Origin of the sequence: Clostridium sp. MT-14 (assembly GCF_042436595.1) — a bacterium.
GTDB lineage: Bacteria > Bacillota > Clostridia > Clostridiales > Clostridiaceae > Clostridium_B > Clostridium_B aromativorans.
The window spans coordinates 37,852-63,562 of sequence record NZ_JBHMIY010000020.1 but is presented as its reverse complement, the minus strand read 5'-3'; the positions used below and the strand labels follow the sequence as shown (position 1 = coordinate 63,562).

At 35.0% G+C, this 25,711-nt stretch carries 28 protein-coding genes and 1 pseudogene; 22 read left to right on the top strand and 7 right to left on the bottom strand.

Features of this window, described 5'->3' with window-relative positions:
- Position 1 precedes the first annotated feature (1 nt).
- From ACFHWD_RS13670 to rnfB, 5 genes are read left to right on the top strand one after another with little or no spacing between them, the layout of a single operon-like run.
- Positions 2–997, top strand: a complete 996-nt coding sequence (locus ACFHWD_RS13670) for an RnfABCDGE type electron transport complex subunit D (RefSeq protein ID WP_179977203.1) — start codon at positions 2–4, stop codon at positions 995–997.
- A gap of 6 nt (positions 998–1,003) precedes the next feature.
- On the top strand, positions 1,004–1,561 hold the full coding sequence (locus tag ACFHWD_RS13665; RefSeq protein ID WP_150357833.1) for an RnfABCDGE type electron transport complex subunit G: 558 nt from the start codon (positions 1,004–1,006) through the stop codon (positions 1,559–1,561).
- Between the two features lie 2 nt (positions 1,562–1,563).
- Positions 1,564–2,202, top strand: a complete 639-nt coding sequence (rsxE, locus tag ACFHWD_RS13660) for an electron transport complex subunit RsxE (protein ID WP_150357832.1) — start codon at positions 1,564–1,566, stop codon at positions 2,200–2,202.
- The gene (locus ACFHWD_RS13655; RefSeq protein WP_150357831.1) at positions 2,202–2,783 is read left to right on the top strand and encodes an electron transport complex protein RnfA; all 582 of its coding nucleotides are present in this window, start codon (positions 2,202–2,204) and stop codon (positions 2,781–2,783) included. Before rsxE ends, ACFHWD_RS13655 begins: the two co-directional genes overlap by 1 nt.
- Before the next feature lie 20 nt (positions 2,784–2,803).
- Positions 2,804–3,664 carry an RnfABCDGE type electron transport complex subunit B gene (rnfB, locus tag ACFHWD_RS13650; RefSeq protein WP_150357842.1) on the top strand — a complete coding sequence of 287 codons (861 nt, stop codon included), beginning with the start codon at positions 2,804–2,806 and terminating at the stop codon, positions 3,662–3,664.
- 85 nt (positions 3,665–3,749) lie between these two features.
- Here rnfB and ACFHWD_RS13645 read toward each other — a convergent pair whose 3' ends face one another.
- A complete protein-coding gene (locus tag ACFHWD_RS13645) occupies positions 3,750–4,265 on the bottom strand; it encodes a Gx transporter family protein (RefSeq protein ID WP_150357830.1) in 516 nt (171 codons plus the stop codon).
- Positions 4,266–4,292: 27 nt separating this feature from the next.
- Positions 4,293–4,676 (bottom strand): NusG domain II-containing protein, encoded by a 384-nt coding sequence (locus ACFHWD_RS13640; RefSeq protein ID WP_150357829.1) that lies wholly within the window; start codon positions 4,674–4,676, stop codon positions 4,293–4,295.
- 196 nt (positions 4,677–4,872) lie between these two features.
- Between ACFHWD_RS13640 and ACFHWD_RS13635 the strand changes: the two genes are divergently transcribed.
- Complete coding sequence (locus ACFHWD_RS13635) at positions 4,873–5,514, top strand: lactate utilization protein (RefSeq protein WP_150357828.1); 642 nt, start codon at positions 4,873–4,875, stop codon at positions 5,512–5,514.
- A gap of 115 nt (positions 5,515–5,629) precedes the next feature.
- Here the strand turns inward: ACFHWD_RS13635 and ACFHWD_RS13630 are convergent, their stop codons facing one another.
- Both ACFHWD_RS13630 and ACFHWD_RS13625 read right to left on the bottom strand, forming a co-directional pair.
- Positions 5,630–6,289, bottom strand: a complete 660-nt coding sequence (locus ACFHWD_RS13630) for a DUF4397 domain-containing protein (protein ID WP_378062330.1) — start codon at positions 6,287–6,289, stop codon at positions 5,630–5,632.
- A gap of 96 nt (positions 6,290–6,385) precedes the next feature.
- Positions 6,386–6,865: a DUF4883 family protein gene (locus tag ACFHWD_RS13625; RefSeq protein ID WP_150357826.1), complete on the bottom strand. Its 480-nt coding sequence runs from the start codon at positions 6,863–6,865 to the stop codon at positions 6,386–6,388.
- A gap of 137 nt (positions 6,866–7,002) precedes the next feature.
- On the opposite strand from ACFHWD_RS13625, the gene ACFHWD_RS13620 reads away from it, so the two are divergent.
- Positions 7,003–7,827, top strand: coding sequence for a Cof-type HAD-IIB family hydrolase (locus ACFHWD_RS13620; RefSeq protein ID WP_150357825.1), 825 nt, complete (start codon positions 7,003–7,005; stop codon positions 7,825–7,827).
- Here ACFHWD_RS13620 and ACFHWD_RS13615 read toward each other — a convergent pair.
- Positions 7,822–8,274 (bottom strand): threonine/serine exporter family protein, encoded by a 453-nt coding sequence (locus ACFHWD_RS13615; protein ID WP_150357824.1) that lies wholly within the window; start codon positions 8,272–8,274, stop codon positions 7,822–7,824. The genes ACFHWD_RS13620 and ACFHWD_RS13615 overlap by 6 nt on opposite strands.
- A gap of 2 nt (positions 8,275–8,276) precedes the next feature.
- Positions 8,277–9,041, bottom strand: coding sequence for a threonine/serine exporter family protein (locus ACFHWD_RS13610; protein ID WP_150357823.1), 765 nt, complete (start codon positions 9,039–9,041; stop codon positions 8,277–8,279).
- A gap of 191 nt (positions 9,042–9,232) precedes the next feature.
- Here ACFHWD_RS13610 and glyA point away from each other — a divergent pair.
- From glyA to ACFHWD_RS13590, 4 genes and pseudogenes are all read left to right on the top strand, one after another.
- Positions 9,233–10,469: pseudogene (glyA, locus tag ACFHWD_RS13605) on the top strand (serine hydroxymethyltransferase).
- Between the two features lie 118 nt (positions 10,470–10,587).
- Positions 10,588–10,824: a hypothetical protein gene (locus ACFHWD_RS13600; protein ID WP_150357821.1), complete on the top strand. Its 237-nt coding sequence runs from the start codon at positions 10,588–10,590 to the stop codon at positions 10,822–10,824.
- A 247-nt stretch (positions 10,825–11,071) separates the two neighbouring features.
- On the top strand, positions 11,072–14,842 hold the full coding sequence (locus tag ACFHWD_RS13595) for a phosphoribosylformylglycinamidine synthase (RefSeq protein ID WP_378062327.1): 3,771 nt from the start codon (positions 11,072–11,074) through the stop codon (positions 14,840–14,842).
- A gap of 203 nt (positions 14,843–15,045) precedes the next feature.
- On the top strand, positions 15,046–15,915 hold the full coding sequence (locus ACFHWD_RS13590) for a DegV family protein (protein WP_150357817.1): 870 nt from the start codon (positions 15,046–15,048) through the stop codon (positions 15,913–15,915).
- Positions 15,916–15,974: 59 nt separating this feature from the next.
- Here ACFHWD_RS13590 and ACFHWD_RS13585 read toward each other — a convergent pair whose 3' ends face one another.
- Positions 15,975–16,664: a TVP38/TMEM64 family protein gene (locus ACFHWD_RS13585; protein WP_150357815.1), complete on the bottom strand. Its 690-nt coding sequence runs from the start codon at positions 16,662–16,664 to the stop codon at positions 15,975–15,977.
- A gap of 269 nt (positions 16,665–16,933) precedes the next feature.
- Between ACFHWD_RS13585 and ACFHWD_RS13580 the strand changes: the two genes are divergently transcribed.
- The 11 genes from ACFHWD_RS13580 (at position 16,934) to ACFHWD_RS13530 (ending at position 25,396) form a co-directional block, all read left to right on the top strand.
- Positions 16,934–18,124: an ATP phosphoribosyltransferase regulatory subunit gene (locus tag ACFHWD_RS13580; RefSeq protein WP_179977207.1), complete on the top strand. Its 1,191-nt coding sequence runs from the start codon at positions 16,934–16,936 to the stop codon at positions 18,122–18,124.
- Positions 18,125–18,784, top strand: a complete 660-nt coding sequence (gene hisG / locus ACFHWD_RS13575; protein ID WP_179977208.1) for an ATP phosphoribosyltransferase — start codon at positions 18,125–18,127, stop codon at positions 18,782–18,784.
- Between the two features lie 22 nt (positions 18,785–18,806).
- A complete protein-coding gene (gene hisD, locus ACFHWD_RS13570) occupies positions 18,807–20,099 on the top strand; it encodes a histidinol dehydrogenase (RefSeq protein ID WP_378062341.1) in 1,293 nt (430 codons plus the stop codon).
- Positions 20,100–20,118: 19 nt separating this feature from the next.
- On the top strand, positions 20,119–20,703 hold the full coding sequence (gene hisB / locus ACFHWD_RS13565) for an imidazoleglycerol-phosphate dehydratase HisB (RefSeq protein ID WP_378062324.1): 585 nt from the start codon (positions 20,119–20,121) through the stop codon (positions 20,701–20,703).
- A 56-nt stretch (positions 20,704–20,759) separates the two neighbouring features.
- Positions 20,760–21,368, top strand: coding sequence for an imidazole glycerol phosphate synthase subunit HisH (hisH, locus tag ACFHWD_RS13560; protein WP_179977211.1), 609 nt, complete (start codon positions 20,760–20,762; stop codon positions 21,366–21,368).
- A 26-nt stretch (positions 21,369–21,394) separates the two neighbouring features.
- Entirely contained in the window at positions 21,395–22,108 is a 714-nt protein-coding gene (gene hisA / locus ACFHWD_RS13555; protein ID WP_150358290.1) for a 1-(5-phosphoribosyl)-5-[(5-phosphoribosylamino)methylideneamino]imidazole-4-carboxamide isomerase, read from the top strand.
- A 22-nt stretch (positions 22,109–22,130) separates the two neighbouring features.
- Entirely contained in the window at positions 22,131–23,198 is a 1,068-nt protein-coding gene (hisC, locus tag ACFHWD_RS13550) for a histidinol-phosphate transaminase (protein ID WP_378062321.1), read from the top strand.
- A 3-nt stretch (positions 23,199–23,201) separates the two neighbouring features.
- Complete coding sequence (gene hisF / locus ACFHWD_RS13545) at positions 23,202–23,963, top strand: imidazole glycerol phosphate synthase subunit HisF (protein ID WP_150358292.1); 762 nt, start codon at positions 23,202–23,204, stop codon at positions 23,961–23,963.
- Between the two features lie 20 nt (positions 23,964–23,983).
- The gene (hisI, locus tag ACFHWD_RS13540) at positions 23,984–24,313 is read left to right on the top strand and encodes a phosphoribosyl-AMP cyclohydrolase (RefSeq protein WP_378062319.1); all 330 of its coding nucleotides are present in this window, start codon (positions 23,984–23,986) and stop codon (positions 24,311–24,313) included.
- A 21-nt stretch (positions 24,314–24,334) separates the two neighbouring features.
- Positions 24,335–24,670, top strand: a complete 336-nt coding sequence (hisE, locus tag ACFHWD_RS13535) for a phosphoribosyl-ATP diphosphatase (RefSeq protein ID WP_150358294.1) — start codon at positions 24,335–24,337, stop codon at positions 24,668–24,670.
- 357 nt (positions 24,671–25,027) lie between these two features.
- Entirely contained in the window at positions 25,028–25,396 is a 369-nt protein-coding gene (locus tag ACFHWD_RS13530) for an HIRAN domain-containing protein (protein ID WP_378062316.1), read from the top strand.
- The last annotated feature ends 315 nt before the right edge of the window (positions 25,397–25,711 follow it).

The window sequence follows — 25,711 nt, the reverse complement described above, 5'->3', positions numbered from 1 at the left end:
GATGGCGGAAACGCAAATAAAAAAAGATGTTTTTACAGTTTCAGCATCGCCGCATATTCGCTGTGATGAATCCATTTCTAAAATAATGTGGAGTGTTAATTTGGCTCTAGCGCCAGCTGGAATTTTTGGTATAATCCATTTTGGGCTGCCGGCTTTTGAAGTGATTCTGACAGGAATAATTTCTGCTGTACTTACAGAATATATTGTGCAGAAGATCAGGAAAAAACCTGTTACTATTTCGGACGGAAGTGCCTTTTTAACAGGATTTTTGCTTGCTATGTGTTTGCCTCCAGATATTCCACCATATATGGTAGCTTTCGGATCTTTTGTGGCAATAGCAATAGCTAAACATTCTATGGGAGGTCTCGGATACAACATATTTAACCCTGCCCATATTGGAAGAGCAGTACTTATGGCTTCTTGGCCTGTAGCTATGACTAGTTGGTCAAAATTGACTGCCAGTGGTGTAGATGTAGTTACTAGTGCCACTCCTCTTGGAATTTTAAAATTAGAAGGATACTCAAAATTAGTTGAAACTTTTGGTGGTACAGGAGCACTTTATAAAGCGCTTTTCCTGGGAACACGTAATGGTAGTATAGGTGAAACTTCCACTGTGCTGCTGGTTTTGGGAGGGCTTTTTCTCATATATAAGAAATATATAAACTGGAAGATTCCCGTAGTGATGATAGGTACTGTGGGAATACTTACATGGGCTTTTGGTGGAAGTGCTGGATTTTTTACGGGAGATCCTGTTTTCCACATGATGGCAGGTGGACTTGTGATAGGAGCCTTTTTTATGGCAACAGATATGGTAACTGTGCCTATGACAAACAAAGGTCAGATCATCTTTGCACTGGGTGCAGGGGCTCTTACTTCTCTTATCAGGTTAAAAGGTGGATATCCTGAAGGAGTATGTTACTCCATATTGCTTATGAATGCAGTTACTCCTTTAATAGATAAATTTACACAGCCTGTTAAATTTGGTGCAAGGAGGTAGACTTTTATGGCTAATGATAAAGATAAAAATAGTATTTTTGCGATTACTAAGAATTTGACCATTACATGTTTTATATCCGGAATTATATTGGCTGGTGTTTATTATATAACTGCACCAGTAGCAGCGCAAAAACAGGTTCAAATAAAAAATGATACCATGAAAGAATTGGTTGCGAATGCAGATAATTTTAAAAACGTAAATGGTAAAAAAGATTGGTATGCTGCTGTAAAGGGCAGTAAGACAATTGCTTATGTAGTACCTGCTGTAAGCAAGGGATATGGTGGAGATATAAATATGCTGGTGGCAGTTACACCAGATGGAAAAGTTGTAGATTTCAGCATTGTATCTCACAATGAAACACCGGGACTTGGAGCTAATGCTTCAGAGGATTCTTTCAGAGGACAGTTTAAGGATAAAAAAGCTGCTGATCTGACAGTTACAAAAGATAAGTCCAACAAGAAAAATATCCAGGCTATGACAGGAGCTACAATTACCTCAAGAGCTGTTACTAAAGGGGTCAAAGAGGCAGTTCAACAGGTTACTACATTTACAGGAGGTAAATAGATATGAAATTATGGGATGTATTTAAAAAGGGATTGATAGCGGAAAATCCTATATTTGTGCTTGCACTTAGCTTGTGCCCTGCACTGGCAACTACAAGCACGGCTTTAAATGGACTTACAATGGGATTTTGTGTGATGTTTGTTATAACTTGTAATAATACTGTAGTTTCCCTAATTAAAAATGTTGTAAACCCTAAAGTTCGTGTACCTGTGTACATCACTTGTATAGCAACTATAGTTACAGTAGTTGAACTCGTATTGCAGGCTTTAGCGCCATTACTGTATAAGCAGCTTGGCATTTATCTTGCACTGGTAGTTGTGTTTGCCATAATACTTGCCCGTGCAGAGGTATTTGCATCTAAAAATCCTGTAGTACCATCTTTCCTTGATGGACTTGGGATGGGATGTGGATTTACACTGGCACTTCTTGTAATAGGAATAATACGTGAGCTGTTTGGTTCTGGAACTATATTTGGCCTACATGTAATGTGGGCATCCTATAATCCAATAATGATTATGATCCTTCCTCCAGGAGCATTTATACTCATAGGATATCTGGTTGCTGTAGTAAAAGTCTATAATCAGCATGTAGAGCAAGTTAAAATGGCGAAGCTTGAAAAGGCAAATGGAGGTGAAGCATAATGGGTACTTATCTTACCTTGTTTATAAGTGCAGTAGTAATAAACAATTATGTTCTGACAAGATTTCTTGGTCTCTGTATATTCTTTGGAGTTTCTAAGAATCTGAATGCTTCAGTAGGTATGGGTATGGCAGTTACCTCGGTTATAACTCTGAGTTCAATGCTGGCCTGGGTAGTGTATCATTTTGTACTTATACCCTTTAATCTGACATTTTTAAGAACTGTTGTATTTGTACTTCTTATAGCAAGCTTTGTGCAGCTTTTGGAAACTATTATTAAAAAGCAGGCACCTGCACTATACAATATGTGGGGAATATATCTTCTTTTAATAGCTACAAACTGTATAGTACTTGCTGTACCTATTGTAAATGCTGATTCCAATTTTAATTTTCTGGAAAGTGTAGTTAATTCTATAGGATCTGGATTAGGATTTGCTATGGCTATAGTTTTAATGGCGAGCCTTAGAGAAAAATTGAGATTAGCAGATGTACCTAAACCACTGGAAGGACTGGGAGTAGCTTTTATATTGGCTGGAATGTTAGCTCTGTCATTCTTAGGTTTTTCAGGTATGATTTCTCTATAGAAAGGAGATTATGATATATGATAAATACTGCAATTATGGTTGTTATTGTAATGACTGTTATAGGTTGTGTATTTGGTCTTATTCTGGCTTATGTGAACAAGAGATTTGCAATGGAAGTAAATCCACTTGTAGAGCTTGTAGAAGATGTACTTCCCAAGGGACAATGTGGCGGATGCGGATTTGCAGGATGCAGGGCTTATGCAGAAGCAGTTGTATTAGATGAAAGTGTTCCTCCAAATCTCTGTGTTCCAGGTAAGGCAGCAGTGGCAGAACAGGTGGCAAAGCTAACAGGTAAATCGGCTCCAGCTATTGAGCCTAGAGTTGCCCATATAAGATGCGGCGGTGACTGCACGAAGGCAGTTAGAAAATATGAATACAAGGGAATAAAGGATTGTACTGCAGCAAATTTACTTCAAGGAGGCCCTAAAGCCTGTCAGTATGGATGTCTGGGTTTTGGAACCTGCGTAAAAAGCTGTCCTTTTGGTGCTATGTCCATGGGATCCAAGGGTTTGCCAATAATTGATGTGGATAAATGTACAGGCTGTGGAACCTGTGTCAAAGCATGTCCTAAGCAGGTAATTGGATTCAGACTTATAGGATCAAAGGTTATGGTCAATTGCAATTCCAAGGATAAGGGTGGAGTTGTACGTAAAGGCTGTAGTGTAGGATGCCTTGGCTGCGGACTGTGTGTAAGAAATTGCCCTTATGATAATCTTAAGGTGGAGAATAATTTGGCTTCGGTAATAGATCATCATGTTTGCGTAGATAAATGCAGTGAAGCTACTTGTTTGGCTAAGTGTCCTACGGGAGCCATCAGAGCTATTGTAAGTGGAGCAGACTTGCAAGAACAGAGCAAGAAGGAAGCTGCAGCAAATGTATAATCGTTTATAGAAAAAACTAAATTGTAAAAGAGGTTGTTTTAAATTATTTTAATACAACCTCTTTTTAAACAGTGAAGAAAGATTTTCAATATTTTAAACCTTTAAACATGGGAAGTTTATATAAATTTTCAGTTAGGAATTTGGTACACCATCCTATGAAGTATCCCGTAACTATAGCGGAAATTAAAAGTACAGGAAGATAGATATATATTCTGAAATCCTCAATTATAATAGAAGCTACCAATAATTGACCAATATTGTGAAATATTGCTCCACATATGCTTATAGTAGATAAGCTGAGAAATTTTTTAAAATACTTATATAGTATAATCATGACCACATTACTTAAAATTCCACCTGCTATACTAAACATGAAGGCCGACATCGTCCCCCCAAATATTGAACCTAGAAGTGTTCTCAAAAGCATCACTGTGAGAGCCTCTTTCCAGCCAAGAAGTATTAACGCAGTCAGAGAAATCATATTTGCAAGCCCCAGTTTTATTCCTGGGAATAAAACTGGAATTTGAGATTCTATTACATATATAACTAAGGCTATGCCAACTAAAAAACTTAAAAAAACCATTTTTTTTATTTTACTCATATTTGCACCTTTGCTTCTAATATATACTTAATTTGAAAGCCCATCGTATTTTGAGTTTTTACCCTCTATATTGATTATGAGTTTATGAGGTAGACATATAATACTTTCTCCTGGCTTTGATATCCAACCGGTTTTTATGCAGATTTTGTCTGGGCAATCTGCATCTTCTATTCGTATTTTCCCATTTTCAACTTCTACTAAATTAAAGTGAGAAGTCTTGTACTTTATTTTAAATTGTTTTCTACCTTTTACCTTATTTAAATCTATGGTATTTATAATTTTACCCTCTTGTTTTATAACTGCAATTTTATGAGAACCTTTGACGTATAATCTATATGAAAAAACTCCAATGAAGCTTGATATTATTAAAATCAATATACAGATTGCAGCTATTTTATCTCCTTTTTTCATTGTGTCTCTCCTCATTTTTATATTATGAAAATTTAACAGACCGATCTCCCTATGATTTTACTATAATGAAAATGTATTTACAATGTTTTTATAATAAATTTTAAGCAAGAAACAAGGTGGTTAATAGGGACTTTGTGGTATAATGTATCTTATAATGTGAGAATTTAAGAGCAAAATTCTATTAGGGGGTAGTATTGTGGACGAAAATTTAAAATGGGTAACTGATCAGAGGCTCAAAAGGACTATGGAAAATTTAGAAAAAAATAACATGGAAGCTTATTTTGTAAACAGCAAAAAGGAAGTTATAGATAAGCTAGGTGAAATCTTAAAAGATGGCGATACGGTTTCTGTGGGAGGATCAATGTCTCTGTTTGAGGCAGGTGTAATTGATTTTTTGAGAAATGGAAATTATAAATTTTTAGATAGGTATGCTGAAAATTTAAAACCTGAAGATATTAAAGATGTTTTTAGAAAGAGTTTTTCTGCAGATGACTATATAGTGAGTACAAATGCACTGACTGAAGATGGAGAGCTCTATAATGTGGATGGAAATGGGAATAGGGTAGCTGCCATGCTGTATGGTCCCGACAAGGTAATAGTTATTGTGGGAATAAATAAAATTGTGTTGAATTTAGATGAAGCCATAGACAGGGTTAAGTACTGCTCGGCTCCTGCAAATGTGAAGAGACTAAATGCAGGCAATCCCTGTGCTAAATTGGGATATTGTGTAGATTGCAGCAGCAGCGGAAGGATATGTAATGAATACACACTGATAAAAAGACAGAATCATAAGGGAAGAATAAAAGTAATAATAGTAAATGAGGCTTTAGGATACTAAATGCATTGTTTGATGTTTGAACTCTGACATTTAAACTTTAGCATGGGACCTGTATTTTTGGACAGGTCCTTCTAAAGCTGTGGCATTTGTAATGAAAAAGAACTTTACCATAAATCTAAAATTCAATATAACTGTTCCCGTCAAGAGGAATCAATACTTGAATTTCGGGAGAACCGGATAGGTTTCCCACTGAGTATATACTGTAAAATCTGTTTGGAGTTAATCGTACGTTAGGTACATGAAGGACTCTGCTGTGGGAATCAGAAGTATTTACCTCCAGAGTATATACTCCAGGATTTATAGGTATATATTCTGTTATTTCTTTGTAGGAAACGTTCGGGAAAAGTATATTTCCATTGGAAAGTGCAAGATCCAGTTCTGTAGAATCAGAAGTTAAATTTATAAATCTTATAAGGGATCTGTTGGGAATTCTTGGACGACGTATATCTTCTATAGGCAATAGGCTTATGTTTGGGTAGCGGTCTACAGCGGCTATGGTAAATATTTTTTCTGCTGGTATAGGTAGAGTTTCATCTATAATTGGATTTTGCACGCTTCCTGCTGGAAATACTCTTATATTGTAAGTTCCGTAAGGTATATTTATATAGTTGGAAAAAGATTTATAGGTTAAATTTCTAAACAATAGGCGCTCGTTTAAATATACATCTACTGCAGGAGAATTAGGGCTGGCATTTAAGAACCTTATATAGGAAACAGGAGCGGTTTGAGGCATTCTATAGTGAGTTCTATGTGCAAAGTAAGGACAAACGAACATAATGTTCACCTTTCATTATATTTATACATTTATAATATATGTTTATTTCTGCAGCTGTGATACAATAATGTAAAGTTTAAGGATGAGCTATTGGAATTAGTAATTCTTAAAAATGTATTTGCCTAGATAATATAAATTTAAGGATATGGGAATTTTATTCATGTCTATATAATCCATAGGGTAGTTTCCATCCCAGGGATAGATAGACAGGTATTTTTCATTATATACGTTTATAAGCAGTTTTTCTTTATTGAAGGTAAATATAATTTTGTAGGAAGTTTTGTTGGGAAGATCTTTTGGCCTATCTATGAAATTATTCTTTTTAAGGATTTTTAACATGCTTTTTATATCTGAAATGTTTCTTTCTCCTAGTTCCTCTTGGTCATGAAAATTACTTTCTTCTATAATACATTTTTTAGGTGAAGATGTGGTTAAATTTTGAGCAAGTAAATTTGTATAATAAAAATTATTTGGTTTTTTGCGAGAGGGAAATGTATTATTTAATTTATAATTACATGATGTAAGAGTAAAAATACTGATCAAAATAACACTTAAAAGTATAAAAAATTTTTTCATTATAATCACCTTTATATAGAGTATTATAAATAAAATTTATGTTCTCAATTTAAAGTTTATACCTTACAGCAGGATAATTATTTAGATATACATATAATTTGAAAAATCAAGTATAAAAAAATTGGAGTGTTATAAATATGAACTATAAAATTATTGCTATGGATATGGATGGTACGCTTTTAGATGATGAAAAATTCATATCCCAATATAACGTGGATATGATACGTAGGGCAAGTGAATTGGGAATAAAAGTTGTCATGGCTACGGGAAGATTGCCTGGATCGCTAAAATTTTATTACCATACATTATTTCAAAATCAACCTGTGATATGTTGTAATGGTTCTATGATATTAGATGAAAATGGGAATGTTATAAAATCCGAGCCTGTGGATAAGGTTGAAATTCTTAAAACTATAGATATTTTGAGAGAAGAAAAAGATACGTATTATCATTTTTACGATGATCACAGACTTTATTGTGAGCAGTTTAAATACACTACGAAAAGATTTTATGAATTCAACAGAAAAATAGATAGAAAATTTAGAATGGAGATAAGCATTTTACCGGATTCGCGAAAATTTATAGAAAGTACTGAAGAGAATATCCATAAATTAGTGGCCATAGATTCAGATTTAGGTTATTTAGAGAGATTGAGAAAAAAAATAGAGGGCAGTACTAAGGTAGGTATAACAAAATCCGGCATAGACAATATTGAAATAATCAGCAGGGGAAACTCCAAGGGGAATGGATTGAAGGCTTTGGCAGATTATTATAGGATACCTATCAGTGAATGTATAGCTGTGGGAAATGACGAGAATGATAAGAGCATGATTAAAGCTGCAGGACTTGGAGTGGCAGTGAGCAATGCCCGTCAAATACTGAAAGAATCTGCAGATTATATTACAAAAAATGATAATAACAATGGGGCCATAGGAGAGGTTATAAAAAAATTTATTTTATAACCTATTATGTTTAAAGAAATTTCTGTTAAAGAGTGCAGATGCTTTAAATACTGAAGATATAAAAAATATACCTACAGCTATTGAACCAGCAATAGCCAGTGTTTTGAAGGCGATAAGTAGAGATTGATTTATATTTCCCTGTACATATTGAAACATGGCATTATACATATTTCCACCGGGAACCAGAGGTATAATTGCACCTATGATAAAAGTTGTGGCGGGAGTTTTTAAGATTCGGGCCATTATTTCAGAGTAAATAGATGCGAATACCGAGGCTATAAAGAAACATAATATACTGGAGGAACCTATATAGTGGGAGGAAATTGAATATAAAAACCAGGTTATACCTCCTCCAATGGATGAAAATACAAGATTTTTTCCACGAACATTGCCGATTATGCCAAAGCATAAAGTGGCGATTAAAATATATATGGAATTTATTATCATAATTAAAGTCCTCCTAGAACAAGCCACAGTTTCAATATGGATCCTGTACCCACTGCAATGGCAATGGCTACTAAAAAAGCTTCAATTCCCCTTGAAATTCCGGATATGAGATCACCGGCCATGGTGTCTCTTATGGCATTGGTTATTGAAAGGCCAGGTACTAAAAGCATGATGGAACTTATTATTATGGTATCTACATGAGAGCCTATTTCAAGTTGAACACTGCTCAGAGCTATTAGAGCAGTGACGGCCCCACATATTATGTTTATGAAAAATTCATTTGCTTGAAGAAGGCCTAAAGATTTAGAGAGAATGCTTAAAATACATCCTATGATAAAGGATACTAAAAAGTCATGCAGGTTTCCGCCAAATACAAGAGAAAAAAAAGCAGCAGCTATACCTGAAAACAATATAATTATCTTTGTACTGTAGGGTTTTGAATACTGTATTTTAGATAATTTATTTTCCATCTCATCTAAGGTATAGGCCTCATCTTTTATGTGTCTTGAAATATTATTTACCTGAGATATTTTCTCCAGATTCAGGGTTCTCTGTCTTACTCTTTTTATCAATGATATGGTTTGACCATACTTATCTGAAGCAGAAATTATGATTATATTCAATGTCACAAAGGCATCTATATCATCTATGTTATAATTTTTACTTATTCTAATTATTGTTTCCTCTACTCTGTAAATTTCCGCACCGCTTTCCAGCATTATTTTTCCTGCATAAGCAGCTAAATTTACTATTCTGTTAATATCCATATAAATTGATCTCCCTATGGTAAAATATATCATTGTTTTATTATAGCATATGGGTTCTTGACATGAAATAGTGAAAAAAAAGTAAGTCGCTTGTGCAAATTCAAGTTATAAAGTAGTGTATTGATAGATGTTAAAGGTTTACAGTATAATTATATACGAGATACAAATAATTTGTAAGGAGTTGATAAGAAGTGGATTTTAGTGAATTAAAAAATAGTGACAAGGCCGTTTTTGGCATAATTGAGGAAGAGGCTGAACGACAGGAAAATGGCATAGAGCTTATTGCTTCAGAGAATTTCACAAGTAAGTCTGTAATGGAGGCCATGGGATCTTTTCTTACCAATAAATATGCAGAAGGATATCCGGGCAAAAGGTACTATGGAGGATGTTATGCAGTAGATAAAGTTGAAAATCTTGCAAGAGACAGGATGAAAAAGCTTTTTGGGGGGGGAACATGTAAATGTACAGCCTCATTCAGGTTCTCAGGCAAATATGGCAGTGTACATGTCTGTTTTAAAACCGGGAGATACAGTTCTTGGTATGAGCTTAAGCCATGGAGGGCACTTAACTCATGGAAGCAAGGTGAGTTTTTCCGGAAAATTGTATAATTTTATCCCCTATGGATTAAATCCAGAAACAGAGAGAATTGACTATGATAAGATGAGAGATTTGGCTCTTGAACATAGACCTAAAATGATAGTTTCAGGTGCAAGTGCATATTCCAGAGAGATAGATTTTAAGAAAATAAGGAGTATATGTGATGAAGTTGGTGCGTATATGATGGTGGATATGGCACATATTGCAGGACTTGTTGCAGCAGGAAAACATATGTCCCCCGTTCCCTATGCTGATTTTGTAACGACTACTACACATAAAACACTGAGGGGACCTAGAGGAGGAGCTATAATATGCAAGGATAAATATGGAGCTGTTCTTGACAAGACAATTTTTCCTGGAATGCAGGGAGGACCTCTGATGCATGTTATTGCAGGAAAAGCTGTTTGTTTCGGAGAAGCTCTTACAGATGAATATAAAGAGTATATAGCTCAGGTTGTAAAAAATGCCAAAGTTCTGGCAGAAGAGCTTGAAAGATATGGATTTAGAATTGTAAGCGGGGGAACGGATAACCATCTTATACTTGTGGATCTTACTGATAAAAAAATTACAGGAAAAGATTTAGAAGAACTTCTTGATACTGTAAATATAACCGTCAATAAAAATGCAGTACCTTTTGATAAGCTTGGTGCAAATATTACCAGTGGAATTAGGCTGGGTACTCCTGCGGTTACTACCAGAGGTTTTAAAGAAAATGAGATGAAAAAGATAGCTTATTTTATAAATTCAGCTGTAGAAAACAGAGATAAAGATCTGAGCGGCATCAAAGAAAAGGTAGTTGAGTTGTGCCATAGCTTTCCTTTATATAAATAGTGCTATTTGATAGTTTTGCTGTTCACATATTTGTGGACAGCATTTTATTTGTCTTAGTAATTATATTTCATATTTTTTCCGCATACAATTTATTAAAACTATAACGGGGTTGAGTTAAATGATAAAAAAAGGAAGATTAATCGAAGTGGAAAATATGGATTTTTGTCAGGATAAAAGGACAATTAAAGTATTTTTAAGAGGCGTGAGCCTGAAGGATTGTGAGTTTGGTGAACAGACTGAAATAATTACCAGTACGGGACATATAGTCAGAGGGGTAGTTTCTGAGAGAAAATACTTTTATGATAGTTCTAAGGTATTTGGGAAAAATGTAAAAGAAATACTGTGTATCAAGTGATTATCGTGCACTTCTGGAGAGTCTAGGCATGGATTGTTATTCATCTTACTATATTTTAGAAGAATTTATGAGGAAAACTGATATTGCTGACACCTGAATTTTTTTTAAGATAGGGGTGTCACCAATGTCGGTTTTATTCAATTATATTGTTCACAAAGCTGTATATTTATGATATAATATCTACGAATAATTTTAAAAAAAATAATATAAATGTTCGAAAAAAAATAAGAAACAAGGAGAGAGTACGATGGGTGTCAAAAGGCTATTTGTAGAGAAAAAAAAGGGATTTGATATAGAAGCTCAAGGATTTCTTAGGGATGTCAGCGAAAGTCTTAATATTCACGGATTGAAAAATATAAGAATAATAAACCGTTATGATATAGAGAACATCAGTGACGATGAATACGAAAAATCAAAATATATAATATTCTCCGAAAAAACTGTGGATAAAATATATGAGGAAGATCTGCCCAGAGATGAGAATACAAGAGTTTTTGCTGTGGAATATCTTCCAGGACAGTATGATCAAAGAGCCGACTCAGCATCTCAGTGTATTCAAATATTAACTCAAAGTGAAAAAATTCATGTTACATCTGCAAAGGTATATGTGATATATGGACATATATCAGATGGTGAGTTTAAAAAAATAAAGAACTACTGCATAAACCCAGTTGATTCAAGAGAAGCTTCCCTTGAAAAGGTTGAAAACTTGGATAAAAAGTTACATATTCCAGATAGTGTGGAGATAATCCACGGGTTTATAGAAATGAGTCATGATGGCTTAGAAGAGTTTATAAAATTACGGGGACTTGCCATGAGTGTTGAAGATCTGATTTTTTGCCAGAAATACTTCAAAGAAGAGGAAAAAAGAAATCCTACAATAACAGAGATAAAGGTTATAGATACTTATTGGTCGGATCACTGTAGACATACTACTTTTAATACTGAACTGAAGAACGTAATGGTTGAGGAGGGAAAGTATTCAATCCCCATAAAGAGGACTTATGAATATTACTTAAAGCTGAGGAATGAAATATATAATAAAGATGAAAAACCTAGATGCCTTATGGATATAGCTACCATTGGAATGAAGATACTTAAAAAAAGCGGCAAACTAAAGAATCTGGATGAATCTGATGAGATAAATTCCTGCAGCATAGTTGTGGATGCGGATGTAGATGGTAAAAATGAAAAATGGCTTGTAATGTTTAAAAATGAAACGCATAATCATCCTACTGAGATAGAGCCTTTCGGTGGAGCTGCAACTTGTCTTGGCGGTGCAATACGTGATCCTCTATCTGGAAGAGCTTATGTATATCAGGCTATGAGAGTTACTGGGAGTGGAGATCCGAGAACTAAAGTTGAAGATACACTAAAGGGAAAACTACCTCAGAAAAAAATAACTTTAGGAGCTGCCCAGGGGTATAGTTCCTATGGAAATCAGATAGGCCTTGCAACCGGGATGGTTTCTGAAATATATGATGAAGATTATGTAACCAAGAGGATGGAAATAGGGGCTGTCATAGGAGCTGTTCCATTGGAAAATGTGAAAAGAGAAAAACCTGAAATATCCGATGTGGTGATACTGCTGGGAGGAAGGACAGGAAGGGATGGATGTGGAGGAGCAACTGGTTCTTCTAAAAAGCATACCGAAACTTCCATATTGACTTCAGGTGCTGAGGTTCAAAAGGGAAATCCTGTTACTGAAAGGAAAATACAGAGGTTGTTTAGGAAAGGAAAAGTCAGCAGGATGATTAAAAGATGCAATGATTTTGGAGCCGGAGGCGTTTCGGTGGCCATAGGAGAGCTGGCTGAGGGACTTGAAATAAACCTTGACTTAGTGCCAAAAAAGTATGAGGGATTGGATGGAACTGAACTTGCCATATCAGAATCTCAGGAACGTATGGCGGTAGTTGTGGACAGGGAACATGAAGAAGACTTTATAAAATATGCCAGAGAGGAAAATTTAGAGGCCACAAAAGTAGCGTATGTGACAGATAGCGGAAGATTGAAAATGTTATGGAGAGGAAATCCCATTGTAGATTTAAGTAGAGAATTTTTGGATACAAACGGTGTAAGAGCAAAAACAGATGTTAATATTAAATCTCCGGATATTAATAGTTATTTTGAAAGCAGGAAAAGCGAGGCAAAAAGCGGGGACTGTATTTTAAGAAGCTGGTTTGAAACGCTGCAGAATTTAAATGTATGCAGTCAAAAGGGATTGATAGAGAGATTTGACAGCACTGTGGGAGCCTCAAGTATATTTATGCCTTATGGAGGTAAATATCAGGATACTCCTATAGAAGCTATGGCTGCCAAGCTTCCTGTATTAAAGGGCAGCACAAACACTGCTACTTTGATGAGTTTTGGGTATAATCCAGATATAGCAAAGTGGAGTCCATTTCACGGTGCAGTGTATGCAGTACTGGAATCGATAGCTAAAATTGTATGTTCAGGTGGACAGATGGATAACATAAAATTGACTTTTCAAGAGTACTTTGAAAAATTGGGAAAGGATCCTTTTAAATGGGGGAAGCCTCTTGCAGCACTTCTTGGTGCCCTCTATGCACAGAGAGAGCTTGAAGTTGCAGCTATAGGTGGAAAGGACAGCATGTCTGGAAGTTTCAAAGATATGAATGTACCACCTACGTTGGTCTCATTTGCAGTTACTACGGGAGAAGCTGATAAACTCATATCCCCTGAGTTTAAGGGATATGGCAGTTATGTAGTATTTATACCTGCACCTAGAGATGATTTTCAACTCCCTGATTTTGAGAAGATAAGAAAGAATTACAGTTTAATAGGTAAATTGATATCAGAAGGAAGAATATTATCAGCCAGTACTGTAAAAAGAGGCGGCATCTGTGAAGCTGTAAGTAAGATGAGTTTTGGAAACAGAATAGGATTGAAGTTTGCGGATAACTGGGAAAACATAGATCTGTTTTCACCAGATTACGGCTCCATGATAGTGGAATTAGATAAAAATGAAATTTTAGAAGAGGAGTTAAAAGAGATTGACTATAAGGTTATTGGAATTACCCAAAGAGAACAGTGTATAGATATAGGTGAGATTAAAATATCCATTTCGGAAATGGAAGCTTCATGGGAAAAGAGTCTTGAAAATATTTTTCCAACCAAGGTTGCATTGGAAAATGAAGAAATAAAGTCAAATCTTTTTAGTAGAAAACATAAATTGTATCCAAAAATAAAAATAGCTTCTCCAAAAGTGACTATTCCTGTATTCCCGGGAACTAACTGTGAATATGATTCCACAAGAGCTTTTCAGAAAGCAGGGGCAGATGTAGACACTGTTATAATCAGAAATTTGACTGGTGCTCAAATAGAGGAATCTGTAAATGAAATTGTAAAAAGTATAAACTCTTCACAGATAATTATGATTCCAGGAGGATTCAGTGCTGGAGATGAACCAGATGGATCCGGAAAATTTATTGCTGCATTCTTTAGAAATTCAAAGATAAAGGAGGCTGTAATGGAGTTTTTAAATAAAAGGGATGGATTGATACTTGGAATATGCAACGGATTCCAGGCACTTATAAAATTAGGGCTGCTTCCATTTGGAGAGATAAGGGACATAGAGGAGAATTATCCTACTCTTACTTATAATAAAATAGGAAGACATGTGTCCAGAGTAGTAAACACCAAAGTGGTCTCAAATCTTTCTCCCTGGTTTAACAACGTGTCTGTAGGCGATATATATTCTATAGCAGTTTCTCATGGAGAGGGAAGATTTGTAGCAAGTTCTGCTGCCATTGAAGAAATGAAGAATAGAGGTCAAATTGCCAGCCAATATGTAGATTTTAATGGGAACCCATCCTATGATATAAGATTTAACCCAAATGGTTCCTATTATGCAGTAGAAGGTATAACCAGTCCTGATGGAAGAATACTTGGCAAGATGGCCCATTCAGAAAGAATTGGAGAGAATATCATGAAAAATATTCCGGGAAATAAAGATCAGAAGCTGTTTGATGCAGGAATTAATTACTTTAAAATTTAGAAATATACGCTATTTATTTAAAACCCCCTATTAAGTATGGTAAATAAATGGTATTTTTGTTATAATAACAGTAAAGTATTGGTATAAAAATTATGCTGTTACTTATTATTCATAATATATTGATTTATGTATTTGACAAAGTATTGTATAATGTTTACTGTAGTGATTGAAATTAATCCTATTTTACGTTGGGGGAGATGCTGATGACTAAGCCTATAATTATGACTGATGCAGGATGTGATTTACCGGGAAGCTTTATAGCAGAAAAAAATATTCCATTTTTAGGTTTAACGTGTCATTTTAAAGGTAAGGATTATGAAGATGATTTTGGAAAATCCTTGAGTTACGCGGAATTTTACGGCGGCTTGAGAAATGGGGAAATGCCATATACATCTCAAATAAATGAATACAGGTTTGCTGAGAAATTTAAAGAATTGCTAAAAGAAAAAAGACCGATTGTATATATTGGAATGTCCTCAGCTATAAGCGGCACCTTTAACAGTTCAAAACTGGCAAGAGAATCTATAATCAGTGAGTTTAAGGATGCCGATATAACTTTAGTTGACAGTAAAGGTTCTTCCATAGGACTTGGACTTTTGGTATATGGTGCTTGTAGAATGGCAGAAGAAGGTAAAAGCAAGGATGAAATTGTAAAGTGGCTGGATGACAATAAACTGAAGATGAATTACTGGTTTATGGTAGAGGATTTAAAACACTTGAAGAAGGGTGGAAGGATATCATCATCCAAGGCAGTTATAGGAACTCTTCTAGATGTAAAGCCTATAATATATATCTGTAGTGATGGATCGCTTAAAAATGTAGCTAATGTTAGAGGAAGAAGAAAGGGAATTAAATATCTAGTTGATAGATTTAGAGAAAGGGCAGTGAGCACTGAAGGCCAGGTTATAGGTATTTCTCATGGAGATTGTCTGGAAGATGCAAATATGTTGAAAAAGGTAATGGAGAAGGAATTCCACAATAACAAATTTATTATAAATCCTTTGGGGCTCGGAATGGCTACTCATTGTGGAGCCGGAATGCTTTCGCTTTGTTTTTTTGGAAATAGAAGATAATAAAGGCTATCATTGATAATAATTTATTCTATATAAAAAAACCACCGCAGGTGGTTTTTTTATGCGTATTTATGTTTATCATTCCACATCTTTTTCAATAAAAATGCCAGAGTAGTTACTGCAAATAGAAACAGCAGCCCAATTACTAGAGTTTTAACTGTACCTGTCAACATTCCGCCTATGTAGGAGTAAATGATAGTAGCAGGGAGTTGTCCTAATCCAGTTGCTATGAAAAACGGCCAAAATCCCATGGAAGTCAAACCTGCTGCATAACTGACTATGTCAAAAGATATAAAAGGTAATAATCTTGCAATTAGTATAGCATATTTACCATAATTTTTAAAAAATTCATCCACTTTTTCTATGGCGGTTTTGGATGTGAGCTTTTCAACTGCATCCCTGCCTAGAAATCTAGCTATATAGAAGCAGAGAACTGCTCCTGCCATAGCACTTGACCAGGATAAAATGGCACCTTTTATCCATCCAAATATCCCTGCATTGGCGAAGGTTATTATAAATGCGGGTAGGGGGGCAATTATTGATTGAAGTACCATTAAAAAAAATGATACTATTGGTGCTAAAATGCCGAAGCTTAGAACATAACTTCTGACTGAATCCACGTCTACATTTTTTAGTACACTGATGGATTTGTCAATCCCATGCCTTAAAGGGGGTATAAATAGATATAAACAGCATATTATTAAAATTAATAATATCTTTCCTTTAGTTCCCTTAAATAGTCCTTTTATGAAAATACACTCCTTTCTCTAGAGGATGACTTGACACAATATAAATATAATACATATATATATTGCGTTCAACAAGAATAGAAAAACAAAATATTTCAACTGTATAATATAAATACGTTTTATAAAAATAAATTTATTTATAAATTTTTGCTATAAGTTTTTTATTTGTATTGCTATTTTACAAACTAACTGGTAAAATAAAAATAATGATTAATTTATTACTGCACTGAATTAAAGCATTAGCATGATAAAATAAGGAAGTGAACTCTATGACCAATTGGAAAAAATATATACCTGATGGAACAAAGGATATTTTATTCGAAGAATGCAGCAAAAAAATAGATATAGAAAATATATTGAGGAAAACATATGTGTCCAGCGGATTTATGGAGGTAAAATCTCCAACTTTGGAATTCTATGATACTTTTAATGGGAACAATTCCATATTACCTCAAGAAAAAATATATAAATTGATTGATAGTCAAGGAAGAATCTTGGCATTGAGGGCTGATATGACCACACCCATTGCTAGAATTGCGGGGACAAAATTAAGGGAAGTAGCTCATCCCCTTAGGTTATGCTACAATTCAAATGTGTACAGGGCTAATGAAAGTTTAAAGGGTAAAAATAGCGAGATAACCCAGTCAGGAATTGAAATCATAGGAACAGATAATACTGCTGCAGATGCAGAGGTCATAATAACTGGAATAGTTTGTCTGTTAAATTGCGGACTTAAGAATTTCAAGGTGGAAATTGGCCATGCTAAGCTGTTTAAAGCTTTGGTAGATCAGCTAAATATAGATGATGTGGAGAGGGAAAAACTGAGAAAAAGTATAGACATGAAGAATTTTACAGCGTTAAATGAGGTATTACATACAAATGAGGATAAATTTAATGAGGACTCTTTTAATATTCTAAGTGAACTGCCAAGGCTTTTTGGTGGTATAGAGACAATTGAGAGGGCATATGAGCTTACCGATAATAAAAATGCTTTAGAATGCCTTGGGGATATTGGGAAAGTGTATGAGATTGTAAAAAGCATAGGGCTTCAGGAGTATCTGTCCGTAGATTTAGGCATGGTCCATCATATAGATTACTATACTGGAATAATATTCAGGGGTTATACTCATGGTTTTGGAGGGAATATATTGAGTGGGGGAAGGTATGATAATTTGGTAGGCCAATTTGGAGACGATGAGCCTGCTACAGGATTTGCCATAGACGTGGATGGAGTAATTGCTGCCCTTAAGTATAATGAAATATTCTATGGAAAAGTATATGAGAAAGTACTGGTACATTATGATAAAAAAGATTTTAAAAAAGCTTATAAAAAGGCTCAGGAACTTAGGAGGAGCGGAATAATTGCAGAGATGAGTCTTTTTGACAATGAAAATAAAGCAGTGGAATATGCTGATAAAAATAATATGAAATTTATTAAAATAGGGGATGGAAAAATTTAAATGGTGAATATCAAGAAAATAAGGATAGCTTTAACCAAGGGAAGAATTGAAAAGGAAGCAGTGAACATATTTCAAAAGGCACATATAGATTGCAGTGAAATCATGAATAAGGGAAGAAAGCTCATATTTCACAATTATAAGGACAATATAGATTTTGTTCTAGTGAAGGCACCGGATGTGCTCACATATGTAGAGCATGGAGTAGTTGATATAGGGATAGTTGGAAAAGATACTCTGCTTGAACAGAATAAAAATTTTTATGAAGTGCTGGATTTAGGGTTCGGGTGCTGTAAGTTTTCTCTGGCTGGACCCAGAAATTCCAATTTTTATTCCGGTTACAATAGGAAGAAAATTGCAACTAAGTATCCGAATGTGGCTAGAGATTATTTTAGAAAATTAGGACAAGATGTTGAAATCATAAAAATAGAGGGTTCTGTGGAATTGGCTCCTATATTGGGACTTGCAGATGCCATAGTTGACATAGTTGAAACAGGCAATACATTAAAAGAAAATGGGCTCGTTATTTATCAGGACATATGTAACATAAGTGCTAGAATGGTGGTTAATGTAGCTAGTATGAAGATGAAAAAAAGTGAGATACAGACAATAATAGATAAGGTTCAAATGCAAATTACTGCACGGGAAAAAGCTTTAAGTTAGGAGGAATATCATGGAAGATGATATTATAAATACAATATTTGCAAATACAGAAGATGGCAGAATGTATCTAAGCAATTTCAGAAATAAAGAGGAGAAAAATCAACAAAGTGCAATTGCAGCAGTCAATGATATATTGGAAGATGTGAGAAAAAATGGAGATGAAGCACTTGTAAAATATACAAACAAATTTGACAGCAAAAAAGTAGGCAGAGACAATATTTTAGTAACAGATCGGGAAATAGAAAATGCCTATGAAATGACAGATAATGAATTTATAGAAGCGTTGAAAACAGCAGCTCAGAATATAATTTTTTTTCATGAAAAGCAAAAGAGGAATTCATGGATGGTTACTAAAGACAATGGGATAATGTTAGGTCAGCAAGTTAGACCCCTGGAGAAAGTGGGTATATATGTGCCTGGGGGTACAGCTGCTTATCCATCATCTGTACTCATGAATGCCCTTCCTGCTAAAGTGGCAGGGGTTAAAGATATAACTATGGTTACACCTCCTTTAGAAGATGGAACTATAAATCCTAAAATTTTGGTTGCTGCAGATTTAGCCGGGGTGGATAAAATTTACAAAGTGGGAGGAGCTCAGGCCGTAGGTGCATTGGCTTTCGGCACTGAAACAATTTGTAAAGTGGATAAGATAGTGGGACCGGGAAATATATATGTAGCCATGGCTAAAAAAAGTGTATATGGCTTTGTTGATATTGATATGATAGCAGGTCCGAGCGAGATACTGATAATTGCAGATGAAACGGCAAATCCCTCCTATCTGGCAGCAGATTTAATGTCCCAGGCAGAACATGATGTACTTGCATCGGCGGTACTGGCTGTAACTTCTGAGAAATTGGCTGCTGAGGTAAAAAGGGAACTTTTAAAACAAATTAAATATTTAAAAAGAAAAGACATCATAATACAGTCTTTGAAAAATCGAGGGGCAATATTTATAGTGGACAGCATAGAAAAGGGCGTGAATTTAGCTAATGGAATAGCACCTGAACATTTAGAACTATGTATAGAAGATCCATTCCCGGTATTGGGAAAAATAAAAAATGCAGGTTCGGTATTCATGGGAAAATTTTCACCAGAGCCTCTGGGAGACTACATGGCAGGTCCAAATCATGTGCTTCCTACAAGCGGAACAGCTAGATTCTTTTCACCTCTTTCTGTAGATGATTTTATAAAAAAATTCAGTTTCACCTATTACTCTCAGAAGTCGCTTTTAGAGGTAGGGGATAAAATTGTAAAGCTTGCAGAGGCAGAGGGACTTACAGCTCATGCCAATTCTATAAATGTCAGGATGAAATGATGATGAGGAGTGTGTTTTTATGAGAATAGGAGAGTTTTCTAGAAAGACCTATGAAACGGACATACAGGTAAAAATAGATCTAGATGGGAATGGAAGGTGTCAGATAGATACAGGTGTAGGCTTTTTTAATCATATGCTCTCTATGGTGGCAAAGCATGGAATGACAGATCTGGATATATTGGCAAAGGGAGATCTGGATGTGGATTTTCATCATACGCTGGAAGATACGGGAATTGTTATGGGAAAATGTATAAAGGAAGCTCTGGGGAATAAAAGAAATATAAAAAGGTATGGTACATTTTTTGTACCCATGGATGAAAGCCTATCCATGGCATCTGTAGATTTAAGTGGAAGACCTTATTTGGTATTTGATGCCGATTTCAATACTGAAAAAGTAGGTCAGATGGATACGGAGCTTGTAGAAGAATTCTTTAGAGCACTGGCCTTTAACGCAGAGATGACACTTCATGTGAAAGTGTTCTATGGAAAAAACACCCATCATATGATAGAGGGAATATTTAAAGCCTTTGCACATGCTTTTAGGGAAGCGGCATCTATAGATGACAGCATAAAAGGGATAATGTCTACAAAAGGCAGTCTGTGATTTCATTTAAATATAAGAGTTCAAAATTGTGAATTGTGTAAAGGTGGTGTTTAAAATTGATCTGTATTGTAGATTATGGTATGGGAAATTTAAAAAGTGTTCAAAAAGCACTTAGATATATAGGAGCAGATAGTAAGATAACTTCAGAAGGAAGAGACATAGAGGACAGCAGTGGAGTCATACTTCCGGGAGTAGGTGCTTTTCCTGAAGCCATGAAAAATTTAAAAAAGAGGAATTTGGATAAAGTTTTAAAAAAACAGGCAAAAAGCGGAAAACCCTTTATAGGTATATGCCTTGGCATGCAGCTCCTATTTGATAGTGGAGAGGAAATAGAAGAATGTGATGGGCTTGGATTGATATCAGGTAAAATAGTGAAATTATATGGAGATATAAAAATACCTCATATGGGTTGGAATAATTTAATTACTGAAAAGCAGTGCAAAATTTTGAAAGGTGTTCCTGAAAACAGCTATGTGTATTTTGTACATTCTTATTACGGAAAATTGAAATCAAAGGAAAACTTGAGTGCTTATAGTATTTATGGCCAGGTAGATATACCAGCCGTGGTAAATAAAAACAATGTTTATGGGACTCAATTTCATCCGGAAAAAAGCGGTGATGTTGGCATCAGAATATTGAAAAACTTTATAAAGATGACAGTTTAAGTTAGAGATTTGAGGAGGCATTTTATATGTTGATACTTCCGGCAATAGATTTGAGGAATGGTAAATGTGTCAGATTATATCAGGGGAAATTTGAAAGATCAGAAATAGTGGGAGAAGATCCGGTAAAAGTAGCGTTGAGTTTTAAAAAAGCCGGGTCAGAATATATCCACATGGTAGATTTGGATGGGGCTCTTGATGGAAAAATAAAAAATGCAGAAACTATATCAAAAGTGGTGAAAGCATCTCAAGTTCCAGTGGAGCTTGGGGGAGGAATAAGAAATCTAAATACTGTAGAAAAGCTTGTACAGCTAGGAATATCAAGAATAATACTAGGGACTGCTGCCCTGAATGATCCCGGCTTTGTGAAAGAGGCAGTAAAAAAATATGGAAAAAAGATAGCTGTAGGCATAGATGCAAAGGATGGGAAAGTTGCAATAAACGGCTGGATGAATATAAGCACTGTAAAGTATACAGATTTTGCAAAGCAGATGGAAGATATAGGAGTTGAAACAATCATATTTACGGATATAAGTAAGGACGGAACACTGGGAGGGCCTAATTTGGAACAGCTTTCCAGGATTCAAGATGCCGTTAGCTGCAAAATAATAGCTTCTGGTGGAATTAAAAATATAGAGGATTTGCAGAGTATAAATAAGATGGGCATATATGGAGCTATTACAGGTAAAGCCATATATGCCGGGAATATAGATTTGAAAAAAGCTATAAAGCTGTGCAAATAAAATTAGTAGAAGGTGATAAGTCATGAGTAAATACTGGAGTAAAATTACAAGAAATGTAGAACCATATGTATGCGGTGAACAGCCTAAGGATAAAAAATATGTAAAATTAAATACCAATGAAAGTCCCTATGCGCCATCACCGAAGGTATTGAATGCCATAAGAAATGCAGCGGATGGAGACATTAAATTGTATCCAGATCCCAGCTGTGATAAATTGAGAGAAACTATTTCAAGTTATTACGGCTTGAATAAATCCCAGGTTTTTGTTGGTAACGGATCTGACGAAGTTTTGGCCATGTCGTTTTTAACATTCTTTGACAAAGATGAAGCTATAGTATTCCCGGATATAAGCTATAGTTTTTATCCGGTGTATGCCAATTTATACGGCATAAAGTGCAGATTGGCGGCATTGAATGAAGATTTTTCGATTCCAGTGGAAGAATTTTTGAAACCAAATGGAGGAATAGTGATTCCAAATCCAAATGCTCCCACGGGAAAGTGCCTTGAAACTGAAAGAATCAAGGAGATTTTGAAAAACAATGGGGATAAAGTAGTTATAATAGATGAAGCCTATGTGGATTTTGGAGGAAATTCCGTGATTGGTCTTATAAAGGATTATCCCAACCTGCTGGTAGTACGGACTTTATCCAAGTCCCGTTCGCTGGCTGGACTTCGGGTGGGATTTGCATTGGGTCAGGAAGAACTTATAGATGGACTCAATAGAATAAAAAATTCCTTTAATTCTTATACTGTAAACAGAGTTTCCAATGCAGCGGCAATAGCTGCCCTGGAGGATGAAGATTATTTTAAGAAATGTGTTGAGAAAATAATAAATACCAGAGAGTCAACGGTAAAAAAACTGAGGAAGCTGGGATTTAAGGTCGTACCTTCAAAGTCCAATTTCATATTTATAACCCATCCGCTATATGCCGCCAGAGAACTTTTTATGAAATTAAGAGAAAAAGGTGTTCTTGTAAGATATTTTGACAAAGATAGAATAGATAATTATATGAGGGTAAGCATAGGTTCAGATGAAGATATGGATATTTTTATAGAAAAGATCAGAGAAATTATTGGGAAGGGAGTGTAGGATTTGCTTACCAAAAGAATAGTACCCTGTCTGGATGTGAACATGGGCAAAGTTGTCAAGGGAATAAATTTTGTAGATTTACAGGATGTAGGAGATCCTGTGGAAATAGCTGAACACTATAACAGACAGGGAGCAGATGAAATAGTGTTTTTGGATATTACGGCTACTTATGAAAAAAGAAAGACTATAATAGATCTGGTGGAGAGGACAGCTGAAAAAGTATTTATTCCCCTTACAGTAGGAGGGGGAATATCCGGAATAGATGATTTTAAAAATATACTTAGGGCAGGAGCAGATAAAATTTCCATAAACTCTTCTGCCGTAAAAGATCCAAAATTGATATATGAAGCAGCAGATAAATTTGGTTCCCAATGTGTGGTGGTGGCAGTGGATGCAAAGAAGAGAGATAGTGGAGAGGGATGGGATGTATTTGTAGAAGGCGGCAGAAGAAATACTGGAATGGATGCTGTAGAATGGATTAGAAAGGCAGAGCATTTGGGAGCCGGAGAAATACTTTTGACAAGCATGGATGCAGATGGTACTAAGAAGGGATATGATATAGAACTTACCAAAACTGTATGCAAAACTGTGAATATTCCTGTAATAGCCTCCGGGGGATGCGGATCTCTAAAGGATTTTTACGATGTCTTTAATGATACAGGTGCAGATGCGGCTCTGGCGGCTTCACTGTTTCACTATGGAGAACTTACCGTAAGGGAGGTAAAACAGTATCTTAAGACAATGAACATTCCCGTTAGATTCTGAAGTTAAAAGGGTGATAATAAATGAATGCAGAGATTCTAAATAACATAGATTTTAAAAAAGCAGGAGGGCTTGTACCAGCGATTGTTCAGGATTTTGAAAATGGAGAAGTGCTTATGCTGGCGTATATGAGTAGGGAGTCCTTAAATAAGACCATTGAAACAGGCAAGACCTGGTTTTGGAGCAGATCCAGAAATAAGCTTTGGAATAAGGGCGAAACTTCAGGACATTATCAGTATGTAAAAAGTGTAAAACTGGATTGTGATTATGACACTATATTAATAGAAGTTAAACAAATAGGAGCAGCTTGTCATACGGGAAAAAGAAGCTGTTTTTATAGAAAATTATATTGAGAAAAAGGAGTGTGTATTTTAATGGAATTGCAAAAAATATTAGAGGAATTATGCGGTGTTATAGAAGACAGAAAAGAAAATCCCATAGAGGGTTCCTATACGAGTTATCTATTTAGAGAGGGAATTGACAAGATACTTAAAAAAGTGGGGGAAGAAGCTTCTGAAGTGATAATTGCCAGCAAGAATAATGATAAGCAGGAAGAGGTCTATGAAATATGTGATCTCGTATATCATCTTTTAGTTTTGATGTCAAATCAAAAGGTAGATCTTAAAGATATAACTGAAGAACTTGAAAAGAGAAGACAGAAAATATGTAATAAAAAACCTGAAAGAAAAATAATGGAAGGAATACATTAGTATTCTTCTGCCAGAGATTTTTATGCTCTGGCCTTTATTATTGTTAGAAAAGATATTTTATATTATTATAGTTCAAAGTTTAGTTTCGATATGGTAAAGTATTTAAATATACTGGGAGGAACTTGCCTGCTTGATTATTATTCAAGAGATGAACTGTCAAAAAAAATTTCAGATTTTATAAAACTATTGCTAAAAACATGACATTGTGATTACATAATTGTATAGGGTGATTTTTTATATTCCAGGCTTAGATGAACTTATTTAGAACATATTCAAATATCAATTTTAATGAATTTTCAATCGTATCTAAAATTATCAATTTGATATCTGTACTTTAGATTAAGGAGGGATGTTTATATGGAGGGAAATTATTTTATCACAATTACAGGACTGAATCATTACTATGATAAAAAACCTTTTGAAGTTGGCCGTATACTCAAAATTGTAAAAGAACCTGAAAATGAATATGACCAAGAGGCAATATGTGCAGAACTTCCCTATATTGGCACGGTTGGATATGTGGCCAACAGTCCCGGTACCGTTTTTAGGGGAACAGTTAGCTCTGGAAGGTTGTATGACTCTATAGGAGATTATGCCTATGCACAGGTTTGTTTTATCACCCATTCCAGTGTGATTGCCCTTGTTCTATCACCGGATGAAGTGGGAGAAAATTTAAAAGAAGAAGAAATACAGGAAATGGTCGAAAAACTGAAGAAAATGAAATAAGGCGTAGAAAATATCTATTTCATCTCACACATGCTTGTCTCGTTTCTATTATTCTATTATGTATATTTTAGGCAGTAACAAATTTATCTAGCTTAATAAGTTAAAGCTTTTATCTATAACTTTTTTTGAATTCCACTTTATGATGTAAAATTATAAGGATATTTAATAGGAACTGCGTTCAAATTTTTTGTATAATGGATTATAATATTAAGGTAATATTTAAATATCAAAGTTCAGAACCCAAATATCAATTTTGGTGGATTCTAGGTCATACAGGAAATTATCATTATTTGATATTTGATATCTGCACTTTGT

Bases quoted from the DNA above. Each gene is read 5' to 3' on its own strand.
- ACFHWD_RS13670 (WP_179977203.1), top strand. From the start codon at position 2: ATGGCGGAAACGCAAATAAAAAAAGATGTTTTTACAGTTTCAGCATCG.
- ACFHWD_RS13665 (WP_150357833.1), top strand. From the start codon at position 1,004: ATGGCTAATGATAAAGATAAAAATAGTATTTTTGCGATTACTAAGAAT.
- rsxE (WP_150357832.1), top strand. From the start codon at position 1,564: ATGAAATTATGGGATGTATTTAAAAAGGGATTGATAGCGGAAAATCCT.
- ACFHWD_RS13655 (WP_150357831.1), top strand. From the start codon at position 2,202: ATGGGTACTTATCTTACCTTGTTTATAAGTGCAGTAGTAATAAACAAT.
- ACFHWD_RS13645 (WP_150357830.1), bottom strand. From the start codon at position 4,265: ATGAGTAAAATAAAAAAAATGGTTTTTTTAAGTTTTTTAGTTGGCATA.
- ACFHWD_RS13640 (WP_150357829.1), bottom strand. From the start codon at position 4,676: ATGAAAAAAGGAGATAAAATAGCTGCAATCTGTATATTGATTTTAATA.
- ACFHWD_RS13630 (WP_378062330.1), bottom strand. From the start codon at position 6,289: ATGTTCGTTTGTCCTTACTTTGCACATAGAACTCACTATAGAATGCCT.
- ACFHWD_RS13625 (WP_150357826.1), bottom strand. From the start codon at position 6,865: ATGAAAAAATTTTTTATACTTTTAAGTGTTATTTTGATCAGTATTTTT.
- ACFHWD_RS13620 (WP_150357825.1), top strand. From the start codon at position 7,003: ATGAACTATAAAATTATTGCTATGGATATGGATGGTACGCTTTTAGAT.
- ACFHWD_RS13615 (WP_150357824.1), bottom strand. From the start codon at position 8,274: ATGATAATAAATTCCATATATATTTTAATCGCCACTTTATGCTTTGGC.
- ACFHWD_RS13610 (WP_150357823.1), bottom strand. From the start codon at position 9,041: ATGGATATTAACAGAATAGTAAATTTAGCTGCTTATGCAGGAAAAATA.
- ACFHWD_RS13600 (WP_150357821.1), top strand. From the start codon at position 10,588: ATGATAAAAAAAGGAAGATTAATCGAAGTGGAAAATATGGATTTTTGT.
- ACFHWD_RS13595 (WP_378062327.1), top strand. From the start codon at position 11,072: ATGGGTGTCAAAAGGCTATTTGTAGAGAAAAAAAAGGGATTTGATATA.
- ACFHWD_RS13590 (WP_150357817.1), top strand. From the start codon at position 15,046: ATGACTAAGCCTATAATTATGACTGATGCAGGATGTGATTTACCGGGA.
- ACFHWD_RS13580 (WP_179977207.1), top strand. From the start codon at position 16,934: ATGACCAATTGGAAAAAATATATACCTGATGGAACAAAGGATATTTTA.
- hisG (WP_179977208.1), top strand. From the start codon at position 18,125: ATGGTGAATATCAAGAAAATAAGGATAGCTTTAACCAAGGGAAGAATT.
- hisB (WP_378062324.1), top strand. From the start codon at position 20,119: ATGAGAATAGGAGAGTTTTCTAGAAAGACCTATGAAACGGACATACAG.
- hisA (WP_150358290.1), top strand. From the start codon at position 21,395: ATGTTGATACTTCCGGCAATAGATTTGAGGAATGGTAAATGTGTCAGA.
- hisC (WP_378062321.1), top strand. From the start codon at position 22,131: ATGAGTAAATACTGGAGTAAAATTACAAGAAATGTAGAACCATATGTA.
- hisI (WP_378062319.1), top strand. From the start codon at position 23,984: ATGAATGCAGAGATTCTAAATAACATAGATTTTAAAAAAGCAGGAGGG.
- hisE (WP_150358294.1), top strand. From the start codon at position 24,335: ATGGAATTGCAAAAAATATTAGAGGAATTATGCGGTGTTATAGAAGAC.
- ACFHWD_RS13530 (WP_378062316.1), top strand. From the start codon at position 25,028: ATGGAGGGAAATTATTTTATCACAATTACAGGACTGAATCATTACTAT.